Genomic DNA, 25000 nt, shown 5'->3' with positions numbered 1-25000 from the left:
CTCTTACTTCTCCTCGATACGGGTGTGGCTGACGGCGGGCTCGTTTCCACCCAGCAGCAGGTACAGAACGGCCATCCGGATGGAGACTCCGTTTGCGACCTGCTCCACGACGGTGCAGCGGTCGGAGTCGGCGACCTCGGCGGTGATCTCCATGCCCCGGACCATCGGGCCGGGGTGCATCACGATGGCGTGCTCGGGCATCCGCGCCATGCGGTCGCCGTCGAGGCCGTAGCGCCGCGAGTACTCGCGCTCGGTCGGGAAGAACGCGGCGTTCATGCGCTCGCGCTGCACACGCAGCATCATCACCGCGTCGGACTTGGCGAGCGTGCTGTCCAGGTCGTAGGACACCTCGCAGGGCCAGGTCTCGACGCCGACCGGCACCAGGGTCGGCGGCGCGACGAGGGTGACCTCGGCGCCGAGGGTGTGCAGCAGGTCTACGTTGGAGCGGGCGACCCGGCTGTGCAGGACGTCCCCGACGATCGTGATGCGCTTGCCGGACAGGTCCTGGCCGAGCCCGGCGTCCCGCCCGATGAGCCGACGGCGCATCGTGAAGGCGTCCAACAGGGCCTGTGTGGGGTGCTGGTGGGTGCCGTCACCGGCGTTGATGACGGCGGCGTCGATCCAGTCGGAGGTGGCGAGCCGGTACGGCGCTCCGGAGGCGCCGTGCCGGATGACGACGGCGTCGACGCCCATGGCCTCCAGGGTCTGGGCGGTGTCCTTAAGGGACTCGCCCTTGGAGACGCTCGACCCCTTGGCGGTGAAGTTGATGACATCGGCCGAGAGGCGCTTCTCGGCGGCCTCGAACGAGATACGCGTGCGCGTGGAGTCCTCGAAGAAGAGGTTGACGATCGTGCGGCCGCGCAGGGTCGGCAGCTTCTTGATCGGCCGGTCGGCGACCCGGGCCATCTCCTCGGCGGTGTCGAGGATCAGGACGGCGTCGTCACGGGTGAGGTCGGCGGCCGAGATGAGATGACGCTGCATCTGTCAGGCTCCGTAGGGAAGTTCAGTGGGAGATTCCGGGCAGGCGAGGGCACACCGAAAGGCGCGCGCGGACGTCTGCTACTGGGTCGGCTTGGCACCGAGCAGCACGGTGTCGCGACCGTCCTCCTCGGCGAGCTGGACCTTGACCGTCTCCCGCAACGACGTGGGGAGGTTCTTGCCGACGTAGTCGGCGCGGATGGGCAGTTCGCGGTGGCCGCGGTCGACGAGGACCGCGAGCTGCACCGCGCGCGGACGCCCGATGTCGTTCAGGGCGTCGAGGGCGGCGCGGATGGTGCGGCCGGAGAAGAGCACGTCGTCGACGAGGACGACGAGGCGGCCGTCGATGCCGTCACCGGGAATCTCGGTGCGGGCCAGCGCACGCGGCGGGTGCATGCGCAGGTCGTCGCGGTACATGGTGATGTCGAGCGAACCGACCGGAATCTTGCGGTCGGTGATCTCCTCCAGCTTGGCGGCGAGCCGCTGGGCGAGGAAGACGCCTCGGGTCGGAATGCCGAGGAGCACCACGTCGTCGGCGCCCTTGGCGCGTTCGACGATCTCGTGGGCGATCCGGGTCAGCACGCGGGCGATGTCGGGGCCTTCGAGAACGGGCCGCGCATCGCTCGATGCGTCCTGCTGGATGTCCTGCTGGTTCTGCTGCTTGTCCATAAGAAACGGACCTCCTTCTCCGCCTCACGGGACGGACCTTAAAGGACGTCGGAATTGCGCCATCCACGGTATCAGGCCCGGAGGACACCCCCGATCACCCCCATGGCCTAATCGGCCACCGCCACCACGGAAGAGTCGGTGCGGCTCATTCGGCTTGACGCAGAAGAGTAACGCTGCGTAACCTCACAGTGAGTTACCAGCCGCGCGGTACGGCGCCCCTGCCGGCCGCGTCGACACAGTGCCGGGGAGCTATATGTCCAGCGAATACGCCAAACAGCTCGGGGCCAAGCTCCGGGCCATCCGCACCCAGCAGGGCCTTTCCCTCCACGGTGTCGAGGAGAAGTCCCAGGGACGCTGGAAGGCGGTCGTGGTCGGTTCGTACGAGCGCGGCGACCGTGCCGTGACCGTGCAGCGCCTCGCCGAGTTGGCGGATTTCTACGGTGTGCCCGTTCAGGAACTGCTGCCGGGCACCACGCCGGGCGGCGCCGCCGAGCCGCCGCCGAAGCTGGTCCTCGACCTGGAGCGGCTGGCCCACGTGCCGGCCGAGAAGGCGGGCCCCCTCCAGCGCTACGCCGCGACGATCCAGTCGCAGCGCGGTGACTACAACGGCAAGGTGCTCTCGATCCGCCAGGACGACCTGCGCACACTCGCCGTCATCTACGACCAGTCGCCCTCGGTCCTCACCGAGCAGCTGATCAGCTGGGGCGTGCTGGACGCGGACGCGCGTCGCGCGGTGTCCCACGAGGAGAGCTGAGCCGCTTCCCGCCTCAGCAGAAACGTGCCGCCGGGGTGGCCGGAACTTCATGGTTCCGGCCACCCCGGCGGCTTTCTGCGCTCCTCAGGAGTCTCCCGGGCACCGATACCGGCACGGGATACGCCAGGGGCCCACAGCGCGCACGCTGTGGGCCCCTGGCGATGTCGTACCTCTGCTTACGCCTCTTCGCGGCGCAGCGTGGGCTTCAGGTCCTTGAGACGGCCGAGGAGGCCGTTCACGAACGCCGGTGACTCGTCCGTGGAGAACTCCTTGGCGATCTCGACCATCTCGTCGAGCACGACCGCGTCCGGGGTCCCGTCGACCCAGATCAGCTCATAGGCGCCGAGCCGCAGGATGTTGCGGTCGACGACCGGCATCCGGTCCAGCGTCCAGCCGACCGAGTACTGCGCGATCAGCTCGTCGATGCGCTTCGCGTGCTGCGCGTAGCCCTCGACCAGCTGCATGGTGTACTCGCTCACCGGCGGCTGCCGGGTGTCGGTCCGGGAGAGCCGGATCCAGTCCGCGAGGACCGTCAGGACGTCTGCCCCGCGCTGGTCGCCCTCGAAGAGGATCTGGAAGGCGCGCTTGCGGGCCGTGTTGCGGGCAGCCACGGTTAGCTGTTCACCCGGCCGAGGTAGTCGCTGGTGCGGGTGTCGACCTTGATCTTCTCACCGGTGGTGATGAAGAGCGGGACCTGGATCTGGTGGCCGGTCTCCAGGGTGGCGGGCTTGGTGCCACCGGTGGAGCGGTCGCCCTGGACGCCCGGCTCGGTCTCCTGGATGACGAGCTCGACGGCGGCCGGCAGCTCGACGAAGAGCACCTCGCCCTCGTGCTGCGCGACGGTGGCGGTGAAGCCCTCGATCAGGAAGTTGGCGGCGTCGCCGACGGCCTTGCGGTCGACCATCAGCTGGTCGTAGGTCTCCATGTCCATGAAGACGAAGTACTCGCCGTCCATGTACGAGAACTGCATGTCGCGCTTGTCGATCGTGGCCGTCTCGACCTTGACGCCGGCGTTGAACGTCTTGTCGACGACCTTGCCGGAGAGCACGTTCTTCAGCTTGGTGCGCACGAAGGCCGGGCCCTTGCCGGGCTTGACGTGCTGGAACTCGACGACGGACCAGAGCTGGCCTCCGTCGAGCTTGAGCACGAGGCCGTTCTTGAGGTCGTTCGTGGAAGCCACGGTTGCGGAATCTCCTGGACTGACGTGGACGACCCCGGCGCACGCGCGTAGCGGAAACTACAGCGCGAGCAGCTCCTTGGTCGTGATGGTGAGTAGCTCGGGTCCGCCGTCCGCCTCGGGGCGTACGACGAGCGTGTCATCGATCCGGACACCGCCCCGGCCCGGGAGGTGGACCCCCGGTTCGACGGTGACCGGCACGCAAGCGTCCAGTTTACCCATGGCCGCGGGGGCCAACTGCGGGTCCTCGTCGATTTCGAGTCCGACGCCGTGTCCGGTCAGGGTCGGCAGGCTCTCTCCGTACCCGGCGGAGTCCAGCACCTGGCGTGCCGCACGGTCCACGTCGCGGTAGGCGACGCCGGGTGCGAGGCTCTCCCGTCCGGCGCGCTGAGCGGCGAAGACGAGGTCGTACAGCTCGATCTGCCAGTCGGCGGGGGACGTACCGATCACGAAAGTACGGCCGATCTCACACCGGTAGCCGCGGTACGTCGCGCCGAGGCAGACGGAGAGGAAGTCGCCCTCCTCCACGCGCCGGTCGGTGGGGTGGTGAGCGCGGCGGCCGGAGTGGGGGCCGGTGGCGACGGAGGTGGGGAAGGCGGGCCCGTCGGCGCCGTGGTCGACGAGGCGGCGCTCGAGTTCGAGGGCGAGATGCCGCTCGGTACGGCCGACGAGGATGGATTCGAGGAGCTCGCCGAGGGCCTGGTCGGCGATCTCGGCGCCGATGCGAAGGCAGGAGAGCTCCTCCTCGTCCTTGACGACGCGGAGCTGCTCCACGGCGCCGCCCAGTTCGGCGAGGCGCAGACGGGGGACGACGGAGCGGATCTCCCTGTGCCGGGCCACCGTGAGGTGGTGTTCCTCCACGGCGAGCGAGTCCGCGCCCTGCGCCGCGGCGAAGTCGGCCGCCGCTACGGCGGGGTCGCCGCCGGCGCCGGGCAGGGTGTGCAGCCGCAGTGCCTCGTCCGGGCGGCCGTCGCTGGGACGGTCCTCCGGCGGGCCGGTGCACACGAGCAGGTCCTCGGTCTTGCCGAGCAGCAGGACGGCGCCCCGGGGGGCGGCGCCGGACAGGTAGCGCACGTTGGCGGGGCGCGTGACCAGTGCTGCCGCGCTACCGGCCGCGTTGCACTGTGCCCTCAGTTTGGAGCGGCGGGCCGCGTAGACCTCTGACATGAGACGAGCGTAGGAGCGGTGTCTGGTTTGTGCCGGTTGAGGGGGTGCCAATGGGGGGTTGCGTGCCGCCCGCGAGCCGGTGGGGGCTTGTCGCGCCCACGCGGCGGAGCCGCAAACCGATACCGCCCCGCGCCCCCGAAAGCCAAAAGCCCTTACCAGCTGGGCGGGCTTGCGATGGACCGTGCGAGTACGTCGTCCAGGACCTGGGCCGTCTGGGGAACGTCCAGCTGCGAGTTGTCGATGATCGGCAGTCCGGACCCGTACCACCCCGCCATACGGCCGTGGATACGGGCGACCTCCTCGTCCGTGAGCCGGCGGTTGCCCGAGCGTTCGGCGTTGCGTTCCAGGACGATCTCCAGGCCCGGCAGCAGGACCACGGGGAGGAGCCCGGGGCCCACGTGGCGCTTCCAGCCGCCGAGGCCGACCACCGGGCGGTCCGGGAAGACGGCGTCGTCGAGGATGCAGGAGATGCCGTTGGCCAGGAAGTTGCGGGCGGCGAAGCCGCAGGTGCGGCGGGCCAGGCGGTACTGGGCCTCGGAGTGGTCGTTCCACCCGGACTGGGGGTCGGCGAACCCGGAACGGACCCATTCGCGGACGTCGTCGAGGCTGATGTGGGCGGTGGGCACCCGGCGGTGCTCGGCCCAGTACTTGGCGACGCTGGTCTTGCCCGCGCCGGCGGGGCCGATGAGCAGCACCGCGAGGGTGGTGGCCGTCGGGTCGGGCATGGCCGCGGCGGGCGGGCTGCTGGGAACGCCGACCGGGCCGCCGGGCGGCAGCGGGACATGACCGGTGGTGTCCGGGGCCGGGGGCGCCGACGGGTGCGGTGCCGCCGGCTGGTGCGGCGGGGCGTGCGGCGCCGAGGGGTGCTGGGGTGGGGGCTGGTGCGAGGGAGGCACGAAGCCCGGGGCCGCGGGCGGTGGGGGCACCGGGGCCGGGCCCTGGTGCGCGCCCGGGTGCTGGGGACCCGGGTGGTGTGCGGCCGGCGACCAGCCGGCGGCCGGTCCGTGCCCCGGCTGGTGGGGCGGCGGCAGCGGAGAACCCACTGCGTGCTGCATCCGGTGCCACTCCGTCTCGTACAAGGCAATGGGCGCTGGCCGAGCGGGTACGGACCCGCTCCTTACCGAACGGTACCGTCCCCGGTCGCCGTTTGGTGAACGGCCGGGGACGGCCCTAAGTGCCCGGGACCGCAAGGCACATGGGACGGAGGGGGTCGCGGCCGGTTACTGGCCCACTTCTCCGTACGCGGCCAGCAGGACGGCCGGGTCCGGGCCCTCCATGACGGTGGGCTTGCCCAGTCCGTCCAGGACGATGAAGCGCAGCAGGTCACCGCGGGACTTCTTGTCGACCTTCATGGTCTCCAGCAGCTTGGGCCACTGGTCGTAACGGTAGTGCAGCGGCAGGCCGACCGACTCGAGGACCGTGCGGTGGCGGTCCGCCGTCGCGTCGTCCAACCGGCCCGCCAGGCGGCCGAGTTCGGCGGCGAAGTGCATGCCGACGGAGACCGCGGCGCCGTGCCGCCACTTGTAGCGCTCGTTCTTCTCGATGGCGTGGGCGAGCGTGTGGCCGTAGTTGAGGATCTCCCGCAGGCCCGACTCCTTCAGGTCGGACGAGACGACCTCGGCCTTGACCCGGATGGACCGCTCGATCAGCTCGGCCGTGTGCGGGCCCGCCGGAGTGCGCGCGGCCTGCGGGTCGGACTCGATGAGCTCCAGGATCGCCGGGTCGGCGATGAAGCCGGCCTTGATGATCTCGGCGAGGCCGGAGACGTAGTCGTTGACCGGGAGGGAGTCCAGCGCGGCCAGGTCGCACAGGACACCGGCCGGCGGGTGGAAGGCGCCGACGAGGTTCTTGCCCTCGGCGGTGTTGATGCCGGTCTTGCCGCCGACGGCCGCGTCCACCATCGCCAGGACGGTGGTGGGGATGGCGATCCAGCGCACCCCGCGCAGCCAGGTGGCGGCCACGAAGCCCGCGAGGTCCGTGGTCGCGCCGCCGCCGACGCCCACGACGACGTCGGTGCGGGTGAAACCGGACTGCCCGAGCGCCTTCCAGCAGTAGGCGGCGACCTCGGCGGTCTTGGCCTCCTCCGCGTTGGGCACCTGGATGGCGACGACGTCGTAGCCCTGCTCGGCGATGTCGGCCCGCAGGGCCTCGCCGGTCTCGGCGAGCGCCTCGGGGTGCACGATCGCCACCCGCTTGGCCTTGTCGCCGATCAACCCGCCGAGCTCGCCCAGGAGTTGACGACCCACCAGGACCTCGTACGGCTCGCTGCCCGCGGTGCCGCCGACCTGGATCCGGGTCACTGCCTCACTCATGCCTGCTTCAACTCCAGTGCGTCCAGGGCGACTTCGGTGACTTCTTCGGGCGTACGACCGTCCGTGGCGACGACCGCGGTGGCGATGCCCTCGTAGAGGTGCCGCCGCGCCTCCATCAGCTCGCGCCACTGCTTGCGCGGGTTGACCGCGAGCAGCGGGCGGGCCGCGTTGAGGCCGGTGCGCTTGACGGCCTCCTCGACGTCCATCGAGAGATAGACGACCGGCAGCCCGGCGAGCGACGCGCGCGTGTCCTCGTCGAGGATCGCGCCACCGCCGAGGGCGAGGACGCCGTCGTGCTCGGTCAGCGCCCGCTGTACGGCCGCCTTCTCGATGGCGCGGAAGGCGGGCTCGCCCTCGTCGACGAAGATCTCGGCGATGGTCCGGTCCTGCGCGGCGACGATGTCGTCGTCGGTGTCCCGGTAGCGCACGCCGAGCCGCTCGGCGAGCAACTGCCCGACGGTGGACTTGCCCACGCCCATCGGGCCGACGAGCACCACCCGAGGGCTCATCGGATGGCCAGGTGGTCGAGGTACGACTGGACGTTGCGGCGGGTCTCGACCACGTTGTCGCCGCCGAACTTCTCGGCGACCGCGTCCGCGAGGACCAGCGCGACCATCGCCTCGGCGACGATCCCGGCGGCCGGGACCGCGGAGACATCGGAGCGCTGGTGGTTGGCGGGAGCCGCCTCACCGGTGGAGACGTCGACGGTCTGCAAGGCACGCGGCACAGTGGCGATGGGCTTCATCGCAGCCCGCACACGCAGCAGTTCGCCGGTGGTCAGACCGCCCTCAGTACCGCCGGAACGGCCGGAGACGCGGCGGATGCCCTCCGGCGTGTTGACGATCTCGTCGTGCGCCTTGGAACCCGGCACGCGCGCCAGCTCGAAGCCGTCACCGATCTCGACGCCCTTGATGGCCTGGATGCCCATCAGCGCACCCGCCAGACGGGCGTCCAGCTTGCGGTCCCAGTGGACATGCGAACCGAGGCCGACGGGCACGCCGTAGGCCAGGACCTCGACCACACCACCCAGGGTGTCGCCGTCCTTGTGGGCCTGGTCGACCTCGGCCACCATCGCCTTCGACGTGTCCGCGTCCAGGCAGCGCAGCGGATCGGCGTCCAGCTTCTCGACATCGGCCGGAGTCGGATACACACCCTGTGGCGCCTTCACCGAGCACAGCTCGACGACATGGCTGACGATCTCGATCCCGGCCGTCTCCTTCAGGTACGACCGGGCGACCGCGCCCAGCGCCACGCGGGCGGCCGTCTCGCGGGCCGAGGCACGCTCCAGGACCGGCCGAGCCTCGTCAAAGCCGTACTTCTGCATTCCCGCGAGGTCCGCATGACCAGGACGCGGGCGGGTCAGCGGGGCGTTGCGGGCGAGCCCGGCGAGGATCTCCTCGTCCACCGGGTCGGCCGACATGACCTGCTCCCACTTCGGCCACTCGGTGTTGCCCACCATGACGGCCACCGGGGAACCGAGGCTGAGACCGTGCCGGACGCCACCGAGGAAGGTGACCTGGTCCTGCTCGAACTTCATCCGGGCACCGCGTCCATAGCCGAGCCGGCGCCGGGCCAGGTGGTCCGCCACCAGCTCCGTGGTGATCGGCACGCCGGCGGGCAGACCCTCCAGCGTCGCGACGAGTGCGGGGCCGTGGGACTCCCCCGCGGTCAGCCAGCGCAACCTGCTCAACGGTGCTCCTCTATGCTCGCGCCCTCGTACTGCCCTGCGTACGCGCGTCCTCGCGTACGGCAATGGCGTGACCAGGTGCGCGGCCCGGGCCCGCCACCTTCGATCCTCCCACGTCCCACGGACATGTCCGGCCGCCGGTCCACCAGGCGGACGGACATCCACTAGCAAGGCTCAGGCGGAGCCGATCGTGCCGAGGGGCCCGGTCGCCGCGTCGGGCGACCGGGCCCCCTGTCAGCGCCTCAGCCGCAGTGGCCGAAACCGCTGGTGTAGCTGTCCCAGAAGATCCCGTTGTCGTAGTACTCGACGCCGCCGGTGTATTTCACACACTTGTTGGCCGCGGAGGCGTAGACGGGTCCGGCGTAGTACTGGTACTCGGCCTTGTCCCGCTTCCAGCTGCCGCCCTCCACGAGGATTCCGGCCTCGGTCACGGCCCCGTAACCGACATATCCATTGATATGCATGGTCACGACGCAGTTGTTGCCGCTGGAGGCGTTGTAGAGAAGGGACACGCGCGCGGCGGGCTTGCCCGTGCTCTTGTCGTAGCCCACCGTGTGGGACTCCAGCACGTAATAGCCCGATCCGCAGGCCGCCTCGGGAGTGGACGCGGCCGCGGCGGCCGGCGTCGCCCCGACCAGGCCGACGACGCCCGCTATTCCGAGCCCCGCCGCGACCGAACTGATGCGTCTCTTTATCACAATTCCTCTTCCATGATCATCGCGAGAGATCGCACACTAATCGCTTCTCATGCCAAGATCACGCGGAACTGTGAATTCCGAATGCGGAGGAACGGCACACCGTCGCGCCACGGCCCCATCACGCGCGCGCGAGGCTCCGTTCGCCCACCGCGCGCATCGCGGCCAGTGGTGCGGGGGTGCGGCCCGTCATCTGCTCGACCTGGAGCACCGCCTGGTGCACCAGCAGGTCGAGGCCGCTGACGACGGCTCCGCCGAACATCGACCAGCGGGCCGCGAGCTGGGTGGGCCACGGCTCGTACAGCACGTCGAAGAGGGTGGTGGGCCGCTCGGGCACCTCGGCGGCCAGGGCGTCCGTGGTGCCCGCCGGGGTGGTGGCGATCACCAGCGGCCGGTGCAGCGCGTCGGCCGCCGCGGACCAGTCCTCCGTACGGACCTCCACGTCCAGCCGCTCCCCCCACTGCCGCATCTCGGCGGCGCGGGCCTCGCTGCGGACGTAGACGACCACCTCACCGGTGCAGACCCGGGCCAGTGCGGCCAGCGCCGAGGACGCCGTCGCGCCGGCACCGAGGATCGCGGCGGAGTCCACCGTCTCGATGCCGTGCTCACGCAGGGCGGCGACGATGCCGGGGATGTCGGTGTTGTCGCCGACCTTGCGGCCGTCCTCGGTGAACACAACCGTGTTGACCGCCTCCACCGAGGCCGCCGTCTCACTGATCTCGTCGAGCAGCGGGATGACCGCCCGCTTCAGCGGCATGGTCAGCGACAGCCCGACCCACTCGGGTCCGAGTTCCGCGAAGAACCCGGGCAGTGCTGCCTCGTCGATCTCGAAGCGGTCGTACGACCAGCCCTTGAGCCCCAGTTCCTCGTACGCGGCGCGATGGAGCACCGGGGAGAGGGAGTGGGTGATGGGCGAACCGAGCACAGCGGCCCGGCGGGCGTCAGTTGCCCCTGCTCTCATCGAACTTTTCCTTGAGTCTCAGGAACTCTTCGTGCGTTTTGGCGAATTCTGTCTTGCTCACGCCGTCGGTCGCCACGAAGTAGTACCAGCCGTCGTCGGTGGGATTCAGCGTCGACTTGAGCGCGTCGGCGCCCGGGTTCCCGATCGGGCCGGGCGGCAGACCCTTGTTGGTGTACGTGTTGTACGGGTCCTTGTCCTTGCTGATCTCCGACTCGCTGATGTCGATGTTGCTCTCGTTCTTCGCGTAGTTGTACGTCGAGTCGAACTGGAGCGATCCATAGGTCTGCGGGTTCGCGTAGTCGAGACGGTTGTAGACCACCTCCGCGATCTTCCGGTAGTCGTCGGGGGTCTTGCCCTCGGCCTCGACGAGGCTCGCGATGGTGACGAGGTCGAGGGGACTGTCCACCTTGAGTGCCTTGGCCTTGGCTTCCAGGTTGAGCGCGTCGTACTTCTTGGTGGCCGCGGACACCATGCCCTTGAGGACCGCTTCGGGCTTCATGCCCTTGGCCGCCGGATAGGTGCCCGGATACAGGAAGCCCTCCAGCGGATCCTTCATCTCGCTGTTGACTTCCATCCAGTCCGGAAGCCCGAGGCTCTTGTAATCCGCCTTGGCCACCTTGAGGGTGGCACCCGACTTCAGGTCGAGTTTGTCGTCGATAAGCTTGTAGACCGCGATATTGCGCTGACCCGGCGTGACCATCACGGCGTTCTGGCTCTTCGGATCGAGCATCATCTTCACGGCGCTCTCGGCGGACATCTGCGTCTTCAGCAGATAGGCGCCGGCCTGGACTTTCTTCTCCCCCTCGTTCCGGGTGAACGCAGAAACGAATGCGTCGACGCTCTTGACGACACCCTTCGCCTTCAGCAATCGCCCGATGTCGGCACCGCCCGCCCCCTTCTGGACGACGATCGACACCGTCGGGTCGCTACCGTCACCCGAATAATCCGGCGCCGAGACGAAACGATCCTTGTAGAACTGGTAACCGAAATAGCCGATGCCGCCGATACCGCTGCCGAAGACCAGCACGACCACCAGGCAGGCGCAGCCACTGCGCCGCTTCTTGGGCTTCTTGCCGCCGCGGCCCCTGCGGTCGCCACGGCCGCCCTCGTCGTCGGGGGCGCCGTCGCCGTCATCGTCCCCGCCGCCCGCGAAGAAGGCGTGTTCGCCCTGGTCGGGGCCGGGGTCCCAGTCCGTCCGCTGCGGTTCCGGCTCTGCTCGGCGACGGCTGGGCGGCTCCGGCGGCGGGTACGCGTCGGGGGTGCCGTAGTAGTCGGGCTGGTCACCGACGCCGTACGCGGCGGCCTGCTGGCCGTACGGGTCCGAGGGGTCCTGGTACTGGACATGCGTGTGCGTCCCGGTGCCCCAGGCACCGTTGTCGTACTGCTGGTGGGGCTGCTGAGGCTGCTGGGGCGCGTACTGCTGCTGGCCGTACTGCTGGTTCGGGTCGTACTGCTGCTGGTGCTGCTGGCCGTAGTGCTGCTGCTGGTACTGCTGCTGCGCCTGACCGTAGTCGGCCTGTTGGCCGGTGCCCCAGTCGCCGTACTCCGACTGCTGCGGCGCTTGCGGATAGTGCTGCGGCTGGCCGCCGTAGGCAGCTTGATGGCCGGGGTGGCCCTGCTGCCCTTCCCATCCGCCGTCCCCGTAATACGGGTCCTGCGGATGCCACGGTTCGGAGCCTTCCTGGCCCCGGCCATACTCAGTCATCGATCCCCTAGAGCCGCGAGGCGGCGGTCGCGCGGCTTGTGGCACGGCATCCGTTCCGCCTCTCTCTGTGCGGCACCTGTTCGAACAGCGCCGCGATCGCGCGGAACGTTACCGTATCGCGATCAGATGACCACTTCGACGCTCTCTCCGGGTGCTTTACCTGACACCCGTTCGGATTCGAGCGCCTGCTGAAGGATGATCACAGCGGCTGCTTGATCGATGACGGAGCGGCCCTTCTTGGATTTCACACCTGAGGCGCGCAGTCCCTGGCTTGCCGTGACCGTGGTCATCCGCTCGTCCACCAGGCGGACCGGGATCGGCGCGATGCCCTTGGCCAGCTCCTGGGCGAAGCCTCGGACCTTCACTGCGGCCGGGCCCTCGCCCCCCTTGAGGGAGCGAGGGAGTCCGACGACGACCTCGATCGGTTCGTACTCCTCCACCAACTGCTTCAGCCGGCGGTGGGCGGCCGGGACGTCCCGGCCCGGCACCGTCTCCACCGGAGTGGCGAGGATCCCGTCGGGGTCGCACGAGGCGACCCCGATCCGGGCGTCCCCGACGTCGATCGCGAGTCGACGCCCTCTGCGCATCGTCACTTCGCGGTGTCCGTGACCAGCCGCTCGACGGCCTCGACGGCCTCGCCGATCGCGGCCGGGTTCTGGCCGCCGCCCTGGGCGACGTCCGGCTTGCCGCCACCGCCGCCGCCGAGGGTCTTGGCGGCCGTACGGACCAGGTCACCGGCCTTGAGGCCGCGCTCGCGGGCGGCCTCGTTGGTGGCGATGACCGTCAGCGGCTTGCCGTTGGCCGTGGTGAACAGGGCCACGACCGCGGCCCGCCCGCCCTGGATACGGCCCCGCACGTCGAGGACCAGCTTGCGCAGGTCGTCGGCGGTCGTGCCGTCCGGGACCTGGCCGGTCACAACGGCGATGCCACGGATGTCCTTCGCCGACTCGGCGAGGCCGGCCGCGGCCTGCAGCACCTTCTCCGCGCGGAACTTCTCGATCTCCTTCTCGGCGTCCTTCAGCTTGCCGAGCATCGCGGAGACCTTCTCCGGCAGCTCCTCCGGACGGCCCTTGATCAGCTCCTGGAGCTGGGCGACGACCGTGTGCTCCCGGGCGAGGAAGTTGTAGGCGTCGACACCGACGAGGGCCTCGATACGGCGGACACCGGAGCCGATGGACGACTCACCGAGCAGCTTGACCAGGCCGAGCTGCGAGGTGTTGTGGACGTGCGTGCCGCCGCACAGCTCCTTGGAGAAGTCGCCGATGGTCACGACGCGCACGCGCTCGCCGTACTTCTCACCGAACTCGGCGATGGCACCCTGCTTCTTCGCCTCGTCGATGCCCATGACATCGGCGCGGACGTCGAGGTCGCGCGCAAGCACCTCGTTGATCTTCTGCTCGACGTCGGTCATCACGGCCGTCGGAACGGCGGACGGCGAGCCGAAGTCGAAGCGGAAGCGGCCGGGCTGGTTCTCGGAACCGGCCTGGGCGGCCGTCGGGCCGAGGGCGTCACGCAGCGCCTGGTGCGTGAGGTGGGTGGCCGAGTGGGCGCGGGCGATGGCCGTGCGACGGCGGCTGTCGATGGAGGCGTGGGCCTTGGCACCGACGGTGACCTCGCCGAACTGCACGACGCCCTTGTGGACGTAGACACCCGGGACCGGCTTCTGGCAGTCGCGGATCTCGATGACGGCACCGGAGTCGACCTTGATCCGGCCGGTGTCGCCGATCTGGCCGCCGCCCTCGGCGTAGAACGGGGTGCGGTCCAGGACGATCTCGACCTCGTCGCCCTCGGTGGCGGCCGGGGAGGAGGCGCCGTCGACGAGGATGCCGACGATCGTGGACTCGCCCTCGGTGTCGCTGTAGCCGATGAACTCGGTCTCGCCCGTCTTGTCGGCGATCTCCCGGTAGGCACCGGCACCGGCGTGGCCGGTCTTCTTGGCCTGGGCGTCGGCCTTCGCGCGGTCCCGCTGCTCCTTCATCAGGCGGCGGAAGCCGTCCTCGTCCACGGAGAGGCCCTGCTCGGCGGCCATCTCCAGGGTGAGGTCGATCGGGAAGCCCCAGGTGTCGTGGAGCAGGAACGCCTTGTCGCCGGCGAGGACCGTGCCACCGGCGGCCTTGGTCTCGGTGACGGCGGTGTCGAGGATGTTCGTGCCGCCCTTGAGGGCCTTGAGGAAGGCGTTCTCCTCGGCGACGGCGACCTTCTCGATGCGCTCGCGGTCGGTGACCAGCTCGGGATACTGCTGGCCCATCATGGCGATCACGGTGTCGATCAGGTCGAGCACGACCGGTCCGGTGGCGCCGAGCAGACGCATGTTGCGGATGGCGCGGCGCATGATGCGGCGCAGCACATAACCGCGACCCTCGTTGCCCGGGGTGACACCGTCACCGATGAGCATCACCGACGTACGCATGTGGTCGGTGACCACGCGCAGGGAGACGTCCGAGCCGTGGGCGTCGCCATAGGCGACCCCCGTCAGCTCGGTGGCCTTCTTGATGACGGCCATGGAGGTGTCGATCTCGTACATGTTCTGCACGCCCTGCAGGATCATCGCGAGGCGCTCGAGGCCGAGGCCGGTGTCGATGTTCTTGCTGGGGAGCTCGCCGAGGATCTCGAAGTTGTCCTTGCCGATGCCCTCGCCGCGCTCGTACTGCATGAAGACGAGGTTCCAGATCTCCACGTACCGCTCGTCGTTGACGGCGGGGCCGCCCTCGACGCCGAACTCGGGGCCGCGGTCGTAGTTGATCTCGGAACAGGGGCCACAGGGTCCGGGGACGCCCATGGACCAGTAGTTGTCCTTCATACCGAGGCGCTGGATGCGCTCCTTGGGCACGCCGACGACCTCGTGCCAGATGCGCTCGGCCTCGTCGTCCTCCAGGTAGACCGTGATCCAGAGCTTCTCGGGCTCCAGGCCGTAACCACCCTTGTCCTGGGGGCTGGTGAGCAGCTCCCAGGCGTACTTGATGGCGCCTTCCTTGAAGTAGTCGCCGAAGGAGAAGTTGCCGCACATCTGGAAGAACGTGCCGTGGCGGGTGGTCTTGCCGACCTCTTCGATGTCGGGCGTGCGCACGCACTTCTGCACGCTGGTCGCGCGCGCCCACGGCGGCTTGACCTCACCGAGGAAGTACGGCTTGAAGGGGACCATGCCGGCGGGGACCAGGAGCAGAGTCGGGTCGTCCGCGATGAGCGACGCCGAAGGGACGACGGTGTGACCGCGCTCCTCGTAGAAGCTCAGCCAGCGGCGGCGAATCTCGGCCGACTCCATCAGTGGTCCTCATTCCGGTTGTACGGGTACGTCTTGTACGTCGATCCCTCGGCGTACTTCGGGTTGTTGCGGTTCTCGATGGCGGCGAACCGCCGAGGCGCGGGGAGTTCGGGGTTCGCGTTGATACCCAGCGCCTCCCCCAGCTCTTCCTCCCGCTGGGCCATGTTGTCGCGGACGTCGAGCGCGAAGCCCACCGCGCGGTCCTTGAGCTTGTGCCCGGCCTCGATCGCCTTGTTCGTCGCGGCGACGGCGAGGTGCTCCGGGGTCAGCTGCCTCAGCTTGCGGTTGACCTTGGTGGTGGCCCACACACCGGCGGCGACGCCCGTGCTGAACCAGAACGTACGGCGGAACATCGCTGGTCTCAGTCCTTCTTCCGCTTGCTCCGTCGTGACGCCGGAACCGTGCGGCCCACGATCACGGTACGCCGGGGTGTCTTGGCGGGCACGTCGTCCTTGCGGCCGGCGATCGCCCGGCGCACGCCGTAGCCGAAGGCCGCGACCTTGACCAGCGGCCCGCCGAAGGTGGAGGCGACGGTGGTGGAGAGCGCGGAGGCGTTGGAGGTGACCTCCTGGACATCGGAGGCGATCGCGTCCACCCGGTCGATCTGGGTCTGCGCGGAGCGCACCGCGGAGGAGGCGTCCGCGAGGAGCGGTACGGCCTGGTCGGTCACGTCCGCCACCAGCTTGGTGGTCGCCCTGAGCGTCTGGGCCAGCCTCGCCAGCGCGACGGCGAGGAAGGAGACCAGGATCGCCCAGAAGACGGCCACCAGGATGCCGGCCACCTCTCCACCGGACACTGCGCACCCGCTCCCTGATACGTGCTCTGAACATCGGAACCCAGAAAAGAACAGTGGCCCGAGCCTATCGCGCCGTGGGTGGGGCTCCGCACCGGATTACCGCCCGCGCGGGCCCGAGTTGCACGAAGCGATTGTACGGAGTGAATACGGTTCAGTACGCTCCGTGTCCTATGCGGGATGATCGGCTCAGCGACGGCAATCTGCCTCTCGAACTGGACGCGTTCGTGGGCCGCCCGGCCGAACTCGCCGCGCTGTCCCGACTGCTGGAGACCTCACGCCTGGTGACCGTGACCGGCGCCGGTGGCGTGGGCAAGTCACGGCTCGCGGCCCGGGCCGCCCTGGGCAGGGTGGCCTGGCGGGTCGAACTGGCGCCGGTGCGCGACCCGGAGTTCGTCGACTACGCGGTCGTGCAGGCGCTGGGGCTGACCGACCACACCACGCGGCTGCCGCGCGAGACGCTGCTCGCGCGTCTCGGTCGGTGCGACCGGCAACTGCTCCTCCTCCTGGACGGGTTCGAGCATCTCGTCGAGGCGTGCGCCGAGCTGGTGACGGACCTGCTGGGCCGGGTGCCGGGGCTCACCGTGCTCGCCGTGGGCCGCCGGCCCCTGTCCGTGCCGGGCGAGCGGGTGTTCACGCTGGCGCCGCTGGGCGAGGACGAGGCCGTGGAGCTCTTCGTCGACCGCGCGGGCGGTCAGGGTGCGGCCGTCGGTGACGATCCCGACGTACGGGAGCTGTGCCGGCGGCTGGACGGCATCCCGCTCGCCGTCGAGCTGGCGGCCGGGCGGCTGCGGGCCCTGTCCCCCGCCCAGTTGCTGGCCCGGTTCGACGACCGCTTCCGGCTGTTGACGGGCGCGGCCCACGGGCTCCCGGCGCGGCACCGCACGCTGCGCACGGCGATCGGCTGGAGCCATGAACTGTGCACACCGGAGGAGCGGCTGCTGTGGTCGCGGCTCTCGGTGTTCGCCGGGCTGTTCGACCTGGAGGCCGTGGAGTACGTGTGCAGCGGCAACGGCCTGGCCGAGCAGGACGTCCTGGACGTGCTGACGGAACTGCTCGCGCAGTCGGTGGTCGGGCGTGAGGAGACGACGGCGGGGGTGCGCTACCGGATGCTGGACACGGTCCGGGCGTACGGCGAGGACTGGCTGGAGGCAACTGGGGACGCGGACCGGCTGCGCCGTCGCCATCGCGACTGGTATCTGGGCCTGGCCACCTGGTGCGAGTTGGACTGGTTCTCACCGCGGCAGGGCGAGGTGGCGGCGCGGATCGAGGCGGAGCTGCCGAATCTGCGCTGCGCCCTGGAGCGCTGTCTGGCCGACCCGGACGAGGCGTATCTGGGGCAGTACCTCGCGGGCTCGCTCTGGTTCTACTGGGTCGGCTGCGGGCGGCTGTCGGAGGGCCGGCACTGGCTGGAGCAGTCCGTGCAGCTGGAGTCCGACCATGAGCTGTCCCGGCTGAAGGCGCTGTGGGTGCTCGGCTATGTCGCGATCCTCCAGGGCGACAAGGTGCCCGCGCTGGCCGCGCTCCAGGAGTGCCGGGAGGAGGCGGAGCGCTCGGCGAACCCGACGGCGATCGCCTACGCCGAGCACCGCACCGGCTGTCTGGCGCTGGTCACGGACGACATGCCCCGCGCAGAAACGCTGCTGCGGTCGGCGCTGGAGCGCTACCAGGAGATCGGCGAGCTCAACAGCAATGTGCTGATGGGGCAGGTCGAGCTGGCGATGACGCGGGCCTTCCAGGGCGATCTGCCGGAGGCCGTGAAGCTGTGCGAGGACGTCCGCCGGGTCTGCGAGGACCACGGGGAGCGCTGGACCAGGTCGTACGCCTTGTATGTGCTGGCGTACGCGGCCTGGACCGAGGGGAACCTGACCGACGCCCGGGAGCTGCTCACCGACTGCCTCGGTGCCGCGCACGCGTTCAGCGATCTGCTGGGTTCGGTGCTGTCGATCGAGTTGCTGGCCCTGGTCACGGCAGCGCGGGGCGAGGCCGCGGACGCCGCCGAGGCGGCGGTGCTGCAGGGCGCGGCGGGGGCGATGTGGCCCTCGGTGGGGCTGCCGCTGTTCGGCTCGGCCTACTACAACGCCCCGCACGAGCTGTGCGAGGCGACGGCGCGGGAACGGCTGGGCGACGCGCGGTACGCGGAGTGCGTACGGGAAGGGGCCCGGCTCGGCCGGGAGGCGGCGGTGGCCCGTGCGCTGGGGCGGCCGCCGGCGCCGCTGCCCGGTCCGCGCGGCCAGGCGCGGCATGGACGAGGGCCCGTTACCATGCACGAACCCGCCGCCTCCCGCACCCGTAAGGGCGGGGAGACGGCGGGCTGAGGTGGTGCGTGTCCTACAACCTGCTGGTGATCAGCGGGCGTAGTACTCGACGACGAGCTGCTCGTCGCAGATCACCGGGATCTCCTTGCGGTTCGGCTCACGGTCCAGGCGGAACGCCAGGGCCTTGAGGTTCACCTGGAGGTAGCGCGGGGTCTCACCCTCGGGGGCGAAGCCGCCCTCGCGGGCGATCGAGAAGAGGGTCTTCTCGCGGCTGCGCTCGCGGACCATCACGACGTCGTCGGGACGGACGCGGAACGACGGCTTGTCGACCTTGCCACCGTTGACCTCGATGTGGCCGTGGACGACCATCTGACGGGCCTGGTAGATGGTGCGGGCGATGCCCGAACGCAGGACCAGGGCGTCGAGACGGCGCTCGAGCTCGATGATGAGGGCCTCGCCGGTCTTGCCCTGCACCTTGGAGGCACGCTCGTAGGCGCGGACCAGCTGACGCTCGGAGACGTCGTACTGCGCACGCAGACGCTGCTTCTCCAGCAGACGGACCTTGTAGTCCGAGTTCTGCTTGCGGCCACGGCCGTGCTCACCCGGCGGGTAGGGACGGGCCTCGAAGTACTTGACGGCCTTCGGGGTCAGCGCGATGCCGAGGGCACGCGACTTCTTGACCTTGGGGCGGGACTGGTTCGCCACAATCTCTCATTTCTCGGTGTTCGGCTTGTCAGGGTTGCGGGAGGTCGCATCCGCAGCCGGGGAAACCCTCCGGGTCCGTTGCCGGGCCTGGTGGGCAGCCGCTCCCTGGTCTGGGCACATACGTGCAGCACGCGAGTGGCCCACCGACCGGTCTCACCTGCTGGTGAGTGGTGGTGGGCGGCCCGCGACACCATTCGAACGGTGCGCGACGCTCCTGGAACCCCAGGGGGTTCCGGCTGACCGTCCCGTTCTGACTGCACGGGACACAGCACTTCGAGGGATTCTACAGGCTGCTCAGGACCGCTTGCGACCGAGGTGCTTACGGGTCCACTCGACGGCGTCCGCGTACCGCGCCTCCGCGCCGTGCCGGGTCGGCGCGTAGTACTCGCGGTCCTTGAGTTCCTCCGGGGCGTACTGCTGCTCGGCGATGCCCTCCGGCAGGTCGTGCGGATACACGTACCCCTGCGCGTGCCCGAGCTTGGCGGCGCCCTTGTAGTGCCCGTCCCGCAGGTGGGGCGGCACGGAGCCCGCCATTCCCTTGCGTACGTCGCCCAGGGCGGCGCCGATCGCCATGGTCGCGGCGTTGGACTTGGGGGCGAGCGCGAGGGCGATGGTGGCGTGGCTGAGGGTGAGGGCGGCCTCGGGGAAGCCGATCATGGCGACGGCCTGGGCGGCGGCGACCGCGATGGGCAGCGCGTTCGGGTCGGCGAGGCCGATGTCCTCGCTCGCCGAGATCATCAGACGCCGGGCGATGAAGCGGGGGTCCTCGCCGGCCTCGATCATGCGGGCCAGGTAGTGCAGCGCGGCGTCGACGTCCGAGCCGCGGATGGACTTGATCAGGGCGCTGGCGACGTCGTAGTGCTGGTCGCCGTCGCGGTCGTACTTCACGGCCGCGCGGTCGACCGTCTGCTCCAGGGTCTGGAGGCTGATCTCGCTCTCGTCCTGGTCGAGGGCGGCCCCGGCGGCGGCCTCCAGGGCGGTCAGCGCGCGGCGGGCGTCACCACCGGCGATCCGCAGCAGGTGGTCCTCGGTGTCCTCGGGGAGGGTGACGGCGCCCTTGAGGCCGCGCTCGTCGGTGAGGGCCCGGCGGAGCAGAGCGCGCAGGTCGTCGTCGGTGAGGGGTTCGAGGGTGAGGAGGAGGGAGCGGGACAGGAGCGGGGAGATCACCGAGAAGTAGGGGTTCTCGGTGGTCGCCGCGATGAGGGTGACCCAGCGGTTCTCGACGGCCGGGAGCAGGGAGTCCTGCTGGGCCTTGCTGAAGCGGTGGATCTCGTCGAGGAAGAGGACGGTCTCCTTGCCGTATCCCCCGGTGGCGCGGCGGGCGCCGTCGATGACCGCGCGGACCTCCTTGACGCCCGCGGTGATCGCCGACAGTTCGACGAAGCGCTTGTTGGTGGCCTTGGAGACGACGTAGGCGAGGGTCGTCTTGCCGGTGCCGGGCGGGCCCCACAGGATCACGGAGGACGGCCCGGCCGGGCCGCTCGCGCCCTCGCCGACCAGGCGGCGCAGGGGCGAGCCGGGCTTCAGCAGATGCTGCTGGCCCACCACCTCGTCGAGGGTGCGGGGGCGCATCCGCACCGCCAGGGGACTCCCGGCGGGGTCCTTCTCCTGGCGTTCTTCGGCTGCGGCGGTGAACAGATCGGGCTCCACATCGAAAACCCTAAATCACCGCACTGACAGTCGGTCCCGACGGTCAGCTGGTCCAGAAGTCCCACCAGCGCGTCAGGATCAGCATGCCGATGATCCCGATGTGCAGGACCGGCAGGACCCACGTGAACTCGCCGAAGAAGCTCTTCAGCCAGCGCGGGGCGGAGATGAAGCCGTTGCGCACGTTGAACGAGGTCACGTACCAGAACATGATGATCGTCGCGACCCATGCCAGGGAGCACCACAGGCACAGCGCGTTGATCCGGTACAGGGACTGGAACATCAGCCAGGCGCAGAACGAGACACCGAAGAGGGTTCCGGCGTTGAAGGTCAGCCAGTACCAGCGCGGGAAGCGGGCGCGGGCGAGCAGGCTCACGCCGACACAGATGACGATGCCGTAGGCGACGAGACCGAGCATCGGGTTGGGGAAGCCGAAGACGGCGGCCTGCTTGGACTCCATGACGCTGCCGCAGGAGACCACGGGGTTCAGGCTGCACCCCGGCGTGAAGGTCTTGCCCTCGACCTTGGCTTCGAGGAGCTTGAACTTGTCGAACGTGATGACCCACGCGGCGAGCAGGCCGGCCGCGCCGGTGAGCACCAGCAGGATGGCGAGGGCGCGGCTGCCGCCCTCCGTCCGTGGCTCGGCGGCCGAGCGGTCTGGCCCGGGCTCGGTGGAGACGTCCTTGACTGTCGTCTTGCTCATCACGCCGATTCCGTCTGCTTGAGAGTTGGACCTTCTTCGGGCAGGGCCATTGTGCCGCACACAGGGCTCTGTCCACCGTTCGCTGGAGATAAGGAAGGACGCACGGCCGTCCCTGAACGCTCGGTTCCGGCCGGGTTTCGAATGCGATGACGACCCGGGCGAACAGACTCGCGACGGATGTGCGGGAACCGCGCGAACGGCACGGGGATGTCGGCGCCGATCCGGCGAGCGGCACGCGCGCGTGGAGGTCCCGTGGGGGAACCGCCCGGCAGGGCGAATCGGCGTCCACGGCGTTGACGAGGGGCGAGATCTGGCCGGTTCCCGTCGTCGGCTCGCTCCGCTCGGGGTCGGTCCGCCGCCCCGAAAACACGAAGGCCGGACGGCACATCGCCGTCCGGCCCCCATGGCGGTCCGTCAGCCGAGACGGGCCTCCAGCTCGGCCACGATCTCGTTCACGCCGATCGCCGTCTGCTCACCGGACTCCATGTCCTTGAGCTGGACCACGCCGTCGGCGAGGTCGCGCTCGCCGGCGACGACCGTGTAGCGGGCGCCGCTGCGGTTGGCGTTCTTCATCGCGCCCTTGAGGCCCTTGGCACCGTACGAGAAGTCGGCCGCGATGCCGACCTTGCGCAGCTCCGTCACCTTGGCGAACAGGACCCGGCGGGCCTCCTCGCCGAGCGGCACCGCGAAGACGCTGGTCGTGGAGGGCAGTTGGAGCTCGACGCCCTCCGCCTCCAGGGCAAGGACCGTGCGGTCGACGCCGAGGGCCCAGCCCACGGACGGGAGCGCGGGGCCGCCGATCATCTCGGAGAGGCCGTCGTAGCGGCCGCCGCCGCCCACCGCGGACTGGGAGCCCAGACCGTCGTGGACGAACTCGAAGGTCGTACGGGTGTAGTAGTCCAGACCGCGGACCAGCTTCGGGTCGTCCTCGAAGGCGACGCCCGCGGCCGTGATCAGCTCACGGACCTCCTCGTGGTACGCCTTGCAGGCGTCGCAGAGGTAGTCGCGCAGCAGCGGGGCGTCGCCGAGCTGCTTCTGGACGTCGGGACGCTTGTCGTCCAGGACGCGCAGCGGGTTGATGTCCGCCCGGCGCAGCGTCTCCTCGTCGAGGTCCAGGCCGCGCAGGAAGGTCTGCAGCGCCTCCCGGTACACCGGACGGCACTCCTTGTCGCCCAGGCTGTTGAGGAGGATGCGGAAGTTCCGCAGCCCCAGCGACCGGTACGCCTGGTCGGCCAGGATGATCAGTTCGGCGTCCAGGGCCGGGTCCTCGGCGCCGATCGCCTCGGCACCGACCTGGGAGAAGTGGCGGTAACGGCCCTTCTGCGGGCGCTCGTAGCGGTAGTACGAGCCCGAGTACCAGAGCTTGACGGGGAGGTTGCCCGCCTTGTGCAGGTTGGCCTCCAGGGCCGCCCGCAGGACGGAGGCGGTGCCTTCGGGGCGCAGGGCGAGCTGGTCGCCGCCCTTGGTCTCGAAGGCGTACATCTCCTTGGTGACGATGTCGGTGGACTCGCCGACACCGCGCGCGAAGAGCTCCACGTTCTCGAAGCCGGGCGTCTCGATGTAGCCGTAGCCGGAGTTGCGCAGCGGGGCGGCGATCGCCTCGCGGACCGCGAGGAACTTGGCGCTGTCCGGCGGGATCAGGTCGTACGTGCCCTTGGGGGCCTTGAAGGTGCTCACGGAAAGTCTCGTCACATTCCTCGTCGGGGAGCGTCGACATCCGCTCCCGGGCCGGCTGCCACCTGCCGCAGATACGGGTTGGTGGCACGCTCACGGCCGATGGTCGTCTGCTCGTTGTGGCCGGGCAGCACCACGGTCGAGTCGTCGAGCGGCAGGACCACGCGGGCCAGGGACTCGAGCATGTCGTCCATGGAGCCACCGGGGAAATCGGTGCGTCCGATGGAGCCGGCGAACAGCAGGTCGCCCGAGAACAGGATCGGCGGGATGTCCGCCGTCTCGGGCAGGCCGAAGGTCACCGACCCCCTGGTATGGCCCGGCGCGTGCGCGACGGTGAGCTCCAGGCCCGCCAGCTCCAGCTTCGCCCCGTCCGTCAGCTCCTTGACGTCGTCGGGCTCCCCCACGGCCAGCTCGCCCATGAGCGGCATGCCGATGGTGCGGCCGAGCGCCTTCTCTGGGTCGCTCATCATGAACCGGTCCTCGGGGTGGATCCACGCGGGCACGTCGTGCGCGCCGCAGACCGGGACGACCGAGGCCACATGGTCGATGTGGCCATGGGTGAGGACGACGGCGACGGGCTTGAGCCGATGCTTCCTGAGCGTCTCCTCGACTCCCTGGGCGGCCTGATGGCCCGGGTCGATGATCACGCACTCCTCACCCGCGGCGGGGGCGACGAGAAAACAGTTCGTCCCCCAGGCCCCGGCGGGGAACCCGGCAATGAGCACGATCGTCCTTCGTTGTGTCGATAAGTGCGGACTGCGGTGGCCTCAAAACGGCTGCACCTGTGGTGAGAGCCTACCGGCGCTGCCGATTCCTCAGCGAACCCATATACGGTACGGGGCACACGCAGGCGGTCGGCTCATAAGACGCACGCGTCCCAGTCGGCGTACGAGACGCATGAGGAGAGAACCCGGTGGTCACCCAGGAACAGCGGAAGCGGCAGCTCGCCCGGGAGAAGTTTCTGCGGCAGCAGCAGCGGCGCACCGCCGCGCGGCGCAAGGCCCGCATGCGCAACTCCGTGATCGCGTCGGTGCTCGGCGTGATCATCGTGGGCAGCCTGGCGCTCTACACGACCGGTGTCCTCAAGGACGACGGCGACGACAAGGCCAACGCGGGCGCGACGGCGTCCCCGACGCCCAGCGCGGTCTCCGACCCGTGCAAGAAGGCCGCCGAGGGCAAGGTCAAGACGGCGACGTGGAAGAAGGAGCCGGCGATGACGATCGACAAGTCGGCCAAGTACACGATGAAGCTGGCGACGACCTGCGGCGACATCGACATAGCGCTCAAGACGTCCGCGGCGCCGCACACCGTGAACTCGTTCAACTTCCTGGCGTCGAAGGGCTACTTCGACCACACCAAGTGCCACCGGCTCACCACCAACGGCATCTACGTGCTCCAGTGCGGTGACCCCACGGGCAGCGGCAGCGGCGACCCCGGCTACACGATCCCGGACGAGAACCTGAAGGACAAGTCGCTCAAGAGCGACACCTACCCGGCCGGCACGGTCGCGATGGCGAACCAGTACAACGCCCAGACGGGCGAGGGCAAGAACAGCGGCGGCAGCCAGTTCTTCCTCGTCTACCAGGACAGTCCACTGCCGGCCAACTACACACCGTTCGGTACCGTGTCCGAATCCGGTATGACCGTCCTGAAGAAGATCGCCGCCGCGGGTGAGAACACCGGCGCGGGCGACGGCGCTCCCAACGCGACGGTCGTGATCAACAAGGCAACGGTCAGCAAATCCTGACCCTCAGCAGCGAAATTTCGGTCGCGCGGGATGCGGACAGGCAACCCGCCGGTCGCCTATGTTGGCCGTGACGAAACTGTGGACGATGCCCGGGGGCGCTGAAGCC

The 25000-nt window shown here is 69.7% G+C and carries 24 protein-coding genes; 3 read left to right on the top strand and 21 right to left on the bottom strand.

Features of this window, described 5'->3' with window-relative positions; genetic code table 11:
• Window positions 1-3: 3 nt before the first annotated feature.
• Both OG885_RS36870 and pyrR read right to left on the bottom strand, forming a co-directional pair.
• On the bottom strand, window positions 4-981 hold the full coding sequence (locus tag OG885_RS36870) for an aspartate carbamoyltransferase catalytic subunit (protein ID WP_399958310.1): 978 nt from the start codon (window positions 979-981) through the stop codon (window positions 4-6).
• Window positions 982-1059: 78 nt separating this feature from the next.
• A complete protein-coding gene (gene pyrR / locus OG885_RS36865; RefSeq protein WP_405739248.1) occupies window positions 1060-1647 on the bottom strand; it encodes a bifunctional pyr operon transcriptional regulator/uracil phosphoribosyltransferase PyrR in 588 nt (195 codons plus the stop codon).
• Between the two features lie 253 nt (window positions 1648-1900).
• Between pyrR and bldD the strand changes: the two genes are divergently transcribed.
• Window positions 1901-2401: a transcriptional regulator BldD gene (gene bldD, locus OG885_RS36860; protein ID WP_003956405.1), complete on the top strand. Its 501-nt coding sequence runs from the start codon at window positions 1901-1903 to the stop codon at window positions 2399-2401.
• 176 nt (window positions 2402-2577) lie between these two features.
• On the opposite strand, the gene nusB is transcribed toward bldD, so the two are convergent.
• From nusB to OG885_RS36790, 14 genes are all read right to left on the bottom strand, one after another.
• Window positions 2578-3012, bottom strand: a complete 435-nt coding sequence (nusB, locus tag OG885_RS36855; protein WP_097261491.1) for a transcription antitermination factor NusB — start codon at window positions 3010-3012, stop codon at window positions 2578-2580.
• 2 nt (window positions 3013-3014) lie between these two features.
• On the bottom strand, window positions 3015-3581 hold the full coding sequence (efp, locus tag OG885_RS36850) for an elongation factor P (protein WP_059196374.1): 567 nt from the start codon (window positions 3579-3581) through the stop codon (window positions 3015-3017).
• Between the two features lie 57 nt (window positions 3582-3638).
• On the bottom strand, window positions 3639-4745 hold the full coding sequence (locus OG885_RS36845) for an aminopeptidase P family protein (protein ID WP_405739243.1): 1107 nt from the start codon (window positions 4743-4745) through the stop codon (window positions 3639-3641).
• A gap of 152 nt (window positions 4746-4897) precedes the next feature.
• Window positions 4898-5800 carry a Pro-rich N-terminal domain-containing protein gene (locus tag OG885_RS36840; protein WP_405739240.1) on the bottom strand — a complete coding sequence of 301 codons (903 nt, stop codon included), beginning with the start codon at window positions 5798-5800 and terminating at the stop codon, window positions 4898-4900.
• A gap of 165 nt (window positions 5801-5965) precedes the next feature.
• Window positions 5966-7057: a 3-dehydroquinate synthase gene (gene aroB / locus OG885_RS36835; protein WP_405739237.1), complete on the bottom strand. Its 1092-nt coding sequence runs from the start codon at window positions 7055-7057 to the stop codon at window positions 5966-5968.
• A complete protein-coding gene (locus OG885_RS36830; RefSeq protein ID WP_405739234.1) occupies window positions 7054-7566 on the bottom strand; it encodes a shikimate kinase in 513 nt (170 codons plus the stop codon). Before OG885_RS36830 ends, aroB begins: the two co-directional genes overlap by 4 nt.
• A complete protein-coding gene (aroC, locus tag OG885_RS36825) occupies window positions 7563-8747 on the bottom strand; it encodes a chorismate synthase (protein WP_405739231.1) in 1185 nt (394 codons plus the stop codon). Before aroC ends, OG885_RS36830 begins: the two co-directional genes overlap by 4 nt.
• A 239-nt stretch (window positions 8748-8986) precedes the next feature.
• A complete protein-coding gene (locus OG885_RS36820; RefSeq protein ID WP_405739229.1) occupies window positions 8987-9442 on the bottom strand; it encodes a hypothetical protein in 456 nt (151 codons plus the stop codon).
• Window positions 9443-9560: 118 nt separating this feature from the next.
• On the bottom strand, window positions 9561-10400 hold the full coding sequence (locus OG885_RS36815; protein WP_405739227.1) for a shikimate dehydrogenase: 840 nt from the start codon (window positions 10398-10400) through the stop codon (window positions 9561-9563).
• Complete coding sequence (gene mltG / locus OG885_RS36810; RefSeq protein ID WP_405739224.1) at window positions 10381-12105, bottom strand: endolytic transglycosylase MltG; 1725 nt, start codon at window positions 12103-12105, stop codon at window positions 10381-10383. Before mltG ends, OG885_RS36815 begins: the two co-directional genes overlap by 20 nt.
• A 122-nt stretch (window positions 12106-12227) precedes the next feature.
• Entirely contained in the window at window positions 12228-12692 is a 465-nt protein-coding gene (gene ruvX / locus OG885_RS36805) for a Holliday junction resolvase RuvX (protein WP_405743044.1), read from the bottom strand.
• A 2-nt stretch (window positions 12693-12694) separates the two neighbouring features.
• Window positions 12695-15367, bottom strand: a complete 2673-nt coding sequence (gene alaS / locus OG885_RS36800) for an alanine--tRNA ligase (protein ID WP_405739222.1) — start codon at window positions 15365-15367, stop codon at window positions 12695-12697.
• On the bottom strand, window positions 15367-15720 hold the full coding sequence (locus tag OG885_RS36795; RefSeq protein WP_329341339.1) for a hypothetical protein: 354 nt from the start codon (window positions 15718-15720) through the stop codon (window positions 15367-15369). Before OG885_RS36795 ends, alaS begins: the two co-directional genes overlap by 1 nt.
• An 8-nt stretch (window positions 15721-15728) precedes the next feature.
• Window positions 15729-16163: a DUF948 domain-containing protein gene (locus OG885_RS36790; protein WP_399958280.1), complete on the bottom strand. Its 435-nt coding sequence runs from the start codon at window positions 16161-16163 to the stop codon at window positions 15729-15731.
• A gap of 170 nt (window positions 16164-16333) precedes the next feature.
• Here OG885_RS36790 and OG885_RS36785 point away from each other — a divergent pair, with 170 nt between their 5' ends.
• Window positions 16334-18478, top strand: coding sequence for an ATP-binding protein (locus OG885_RS36785; protein WP_405739218.1), 2145 nt, complete (start codon window positions 16334-16336; stop codon window positions 18476-18478).
• A gap of 30 nt (window positions 18479-18508) precedes the next feature.
• On the opposite strand, the gene rpsD is transcribed toward OG885_RS36785, so the two are convergent.
• From rpsD to OG885_RS36760, 5 genes are all read right to left on the bottom strand, one after another.
• Window positions 18509-19123 (bottom strand): 30S ribosomal protein S4, encoded by a 615-nt coding sequence (rpsD, locus tag OG885_RS36780; protein ID WP_030053239.1) that lies wholly within the window; start codon window positions 19121-19123, stop codon window positions 18509-18511.
• Between the two features lie 294 nt (window positions 19124-19417).
• Entirely contained in the window at window positions 19418-20773 is a 1356-nt protein-coding gene (locus tag OG885_RS36775; protein WP_405739214.1) for a replication-associated recombination protein A, read from the bottom strand.
• Window positions 20774-20816: 43 nt separating this feature from the next.
• On the bottom strand, window positions 20817-21473 hold the full coding sequence (locus OG885_RS36770) for a vitamin K epoxide reductase family protein (RefSeq protein ID WP_405739212.1): 657 nt from the start codon (window positions 21471-21473) through the stop codon (window positions 20817-20819).
• A gap of 414 nt (window positions 21474-21887) precedes the next feature.
• Window positions 21888-23150, bottom strand: a complete 1263-nt coding sequence (gene hisS, locus OG885_RS36765; RefSeq protein WP_405739210.1) for a histidine--tRNA ligase — start codon at window positions 23148-23150, stop codon at window positions 21888-21890.
• Window positions 23151-23161: 11 nt separating this feature from the next.
• A complete protein-coding gene (locus OG885_RS36760; RefSeq protein WP_399958265.1) occupies window positions 23162-23872 on the bottom strand; it encodes an MBL fold metallo-hydrolase in 711 nt (236 codons plus the stop codon).
• Window positions 23873-24060: 188 nt separating this feature from the next.
• Here OG885_RS36760 and OG885_RS36755 point away from each other — a divergent pair, with 188 nt between their 5' ends.
• Window positions 24061-24894 (top strand): peptidylprolyl isomerase, encoded by an 834-nt coding sequence (locus tag OG885_RS36755; RefSeq protein ID WP_405739208.1) that lies wholly within the window; start codon window positions 24061-24063, stop codon window positions 24892-24894.
• Window positions 24895-25000 lie beyond the last annotated feature (106 nt).

This window comes from Streptomyces sp. NBC_00028 (assembly GCF_045041065.1).
Taxonomy (GTDB): Bacteria; Actinomycetota; Actinomycetes; order Streptomycetales; family Streptomycetaceae; genus Streptomyces.
The sequence above is the reverse complement of the archived record's forward strand: the minus strand, read 5'-3'. Positions and strand labels throughout refer to the sequence as shown.

Coding starts and splice junctions, on each gene's coding strand:
- mltG (WP_405739224.1), bottom strand. CDS start 12,105: ATGACTGAGTATGGCCGGGGCCAGGAAGGCTCCGAACCGTGGCATCCG.
- aroB (WP_405739237.1), bottom strand. CDS start 7,057: ATGAGTGAGGCAGTGACCCGGATCCAGGTCGGCGGCACCGCGGGCAGC.
- OG885_RS36840 (WP_405739240.1), bottom strand. CDS start 5,800: ATGCAGCACGCAGTGGGTTCTCCGCTGCCGCCGCCCCACCAGCCGGGG.
- OG885_RS36815 (WP_405739227.1), bottom strand. CDS start 10,400: ATGAGAGCAGGGGCAACTGACGCCCGCCGGGCCGCTGTGCTCGGTTCG.
- alaS (WP_405739222.1), bottom strand. CDS start 15,367: ATGGAGTCGGCCGAGATTCGCCGCCGCTGGCTGAGCTTCTACGAGGAG.
- OG885_RS36830 (WP_405739234.1), bottom strand. CDS start 7,566: ATGAGCCCTCGGGTGGTGCTCGTCGGCCCGATGGGCGTGGGCAAGTCC.
- OG885_RS36870 (WP_399958310.1), bottom strand. CDS start 981: ATGCAGCGTCATCTCATCTCGGCCGCCGACCTCACCCGTGACGACGCC.
- OG885_RS36770 (WP_405739212.1), bottom strand. CDS start 21,473: ATGAGCAAGACGACAGTCAAGGACGTCTCCACCGAGCCCGGGCCAGAC.
- bldD (WP_003956405.1), top strand. CDS start 1,901: ATGTCCAGCGAATACGCCAAACAGCTCGGGGCCAAGCTCCGGGCCATC.
- OG885_RS36795 (WP_329341339.1), bottom strand. CDS start 15,720: ATGTTCCGCCGTACGTTCTGGTTCAGCACGGGCGTCGCCGCCGGTGTG.
- OG885_RS36845 (WP_405739243.1), bottom strand. CDS start 4,745: ATGTCAGAGGTCTACGCGGCCCGCCGCTCCAAACTGAGGGCACAGTGC.
- OG885_RS36785 (WP_405739218.1), top strand. CDS start 16,334: ATGCGGGATGATCGGCTCAGCGACGGCAATCTGCCTCTCGAACTGGAC.
- pyrR (WP_405739248.1), bottom strand. CDS start 1,647: ATGGACAAGCAGCAGAACCAGCAGGACATCCAGCAGGACGCATCGAGC.
- ruvX (WP_405743044.1), bottom strand. CDS start 12,692: ATGCGCAGAGGGCGTCGACTCGCGATCGACGTCGGGGACGCCCGGATC.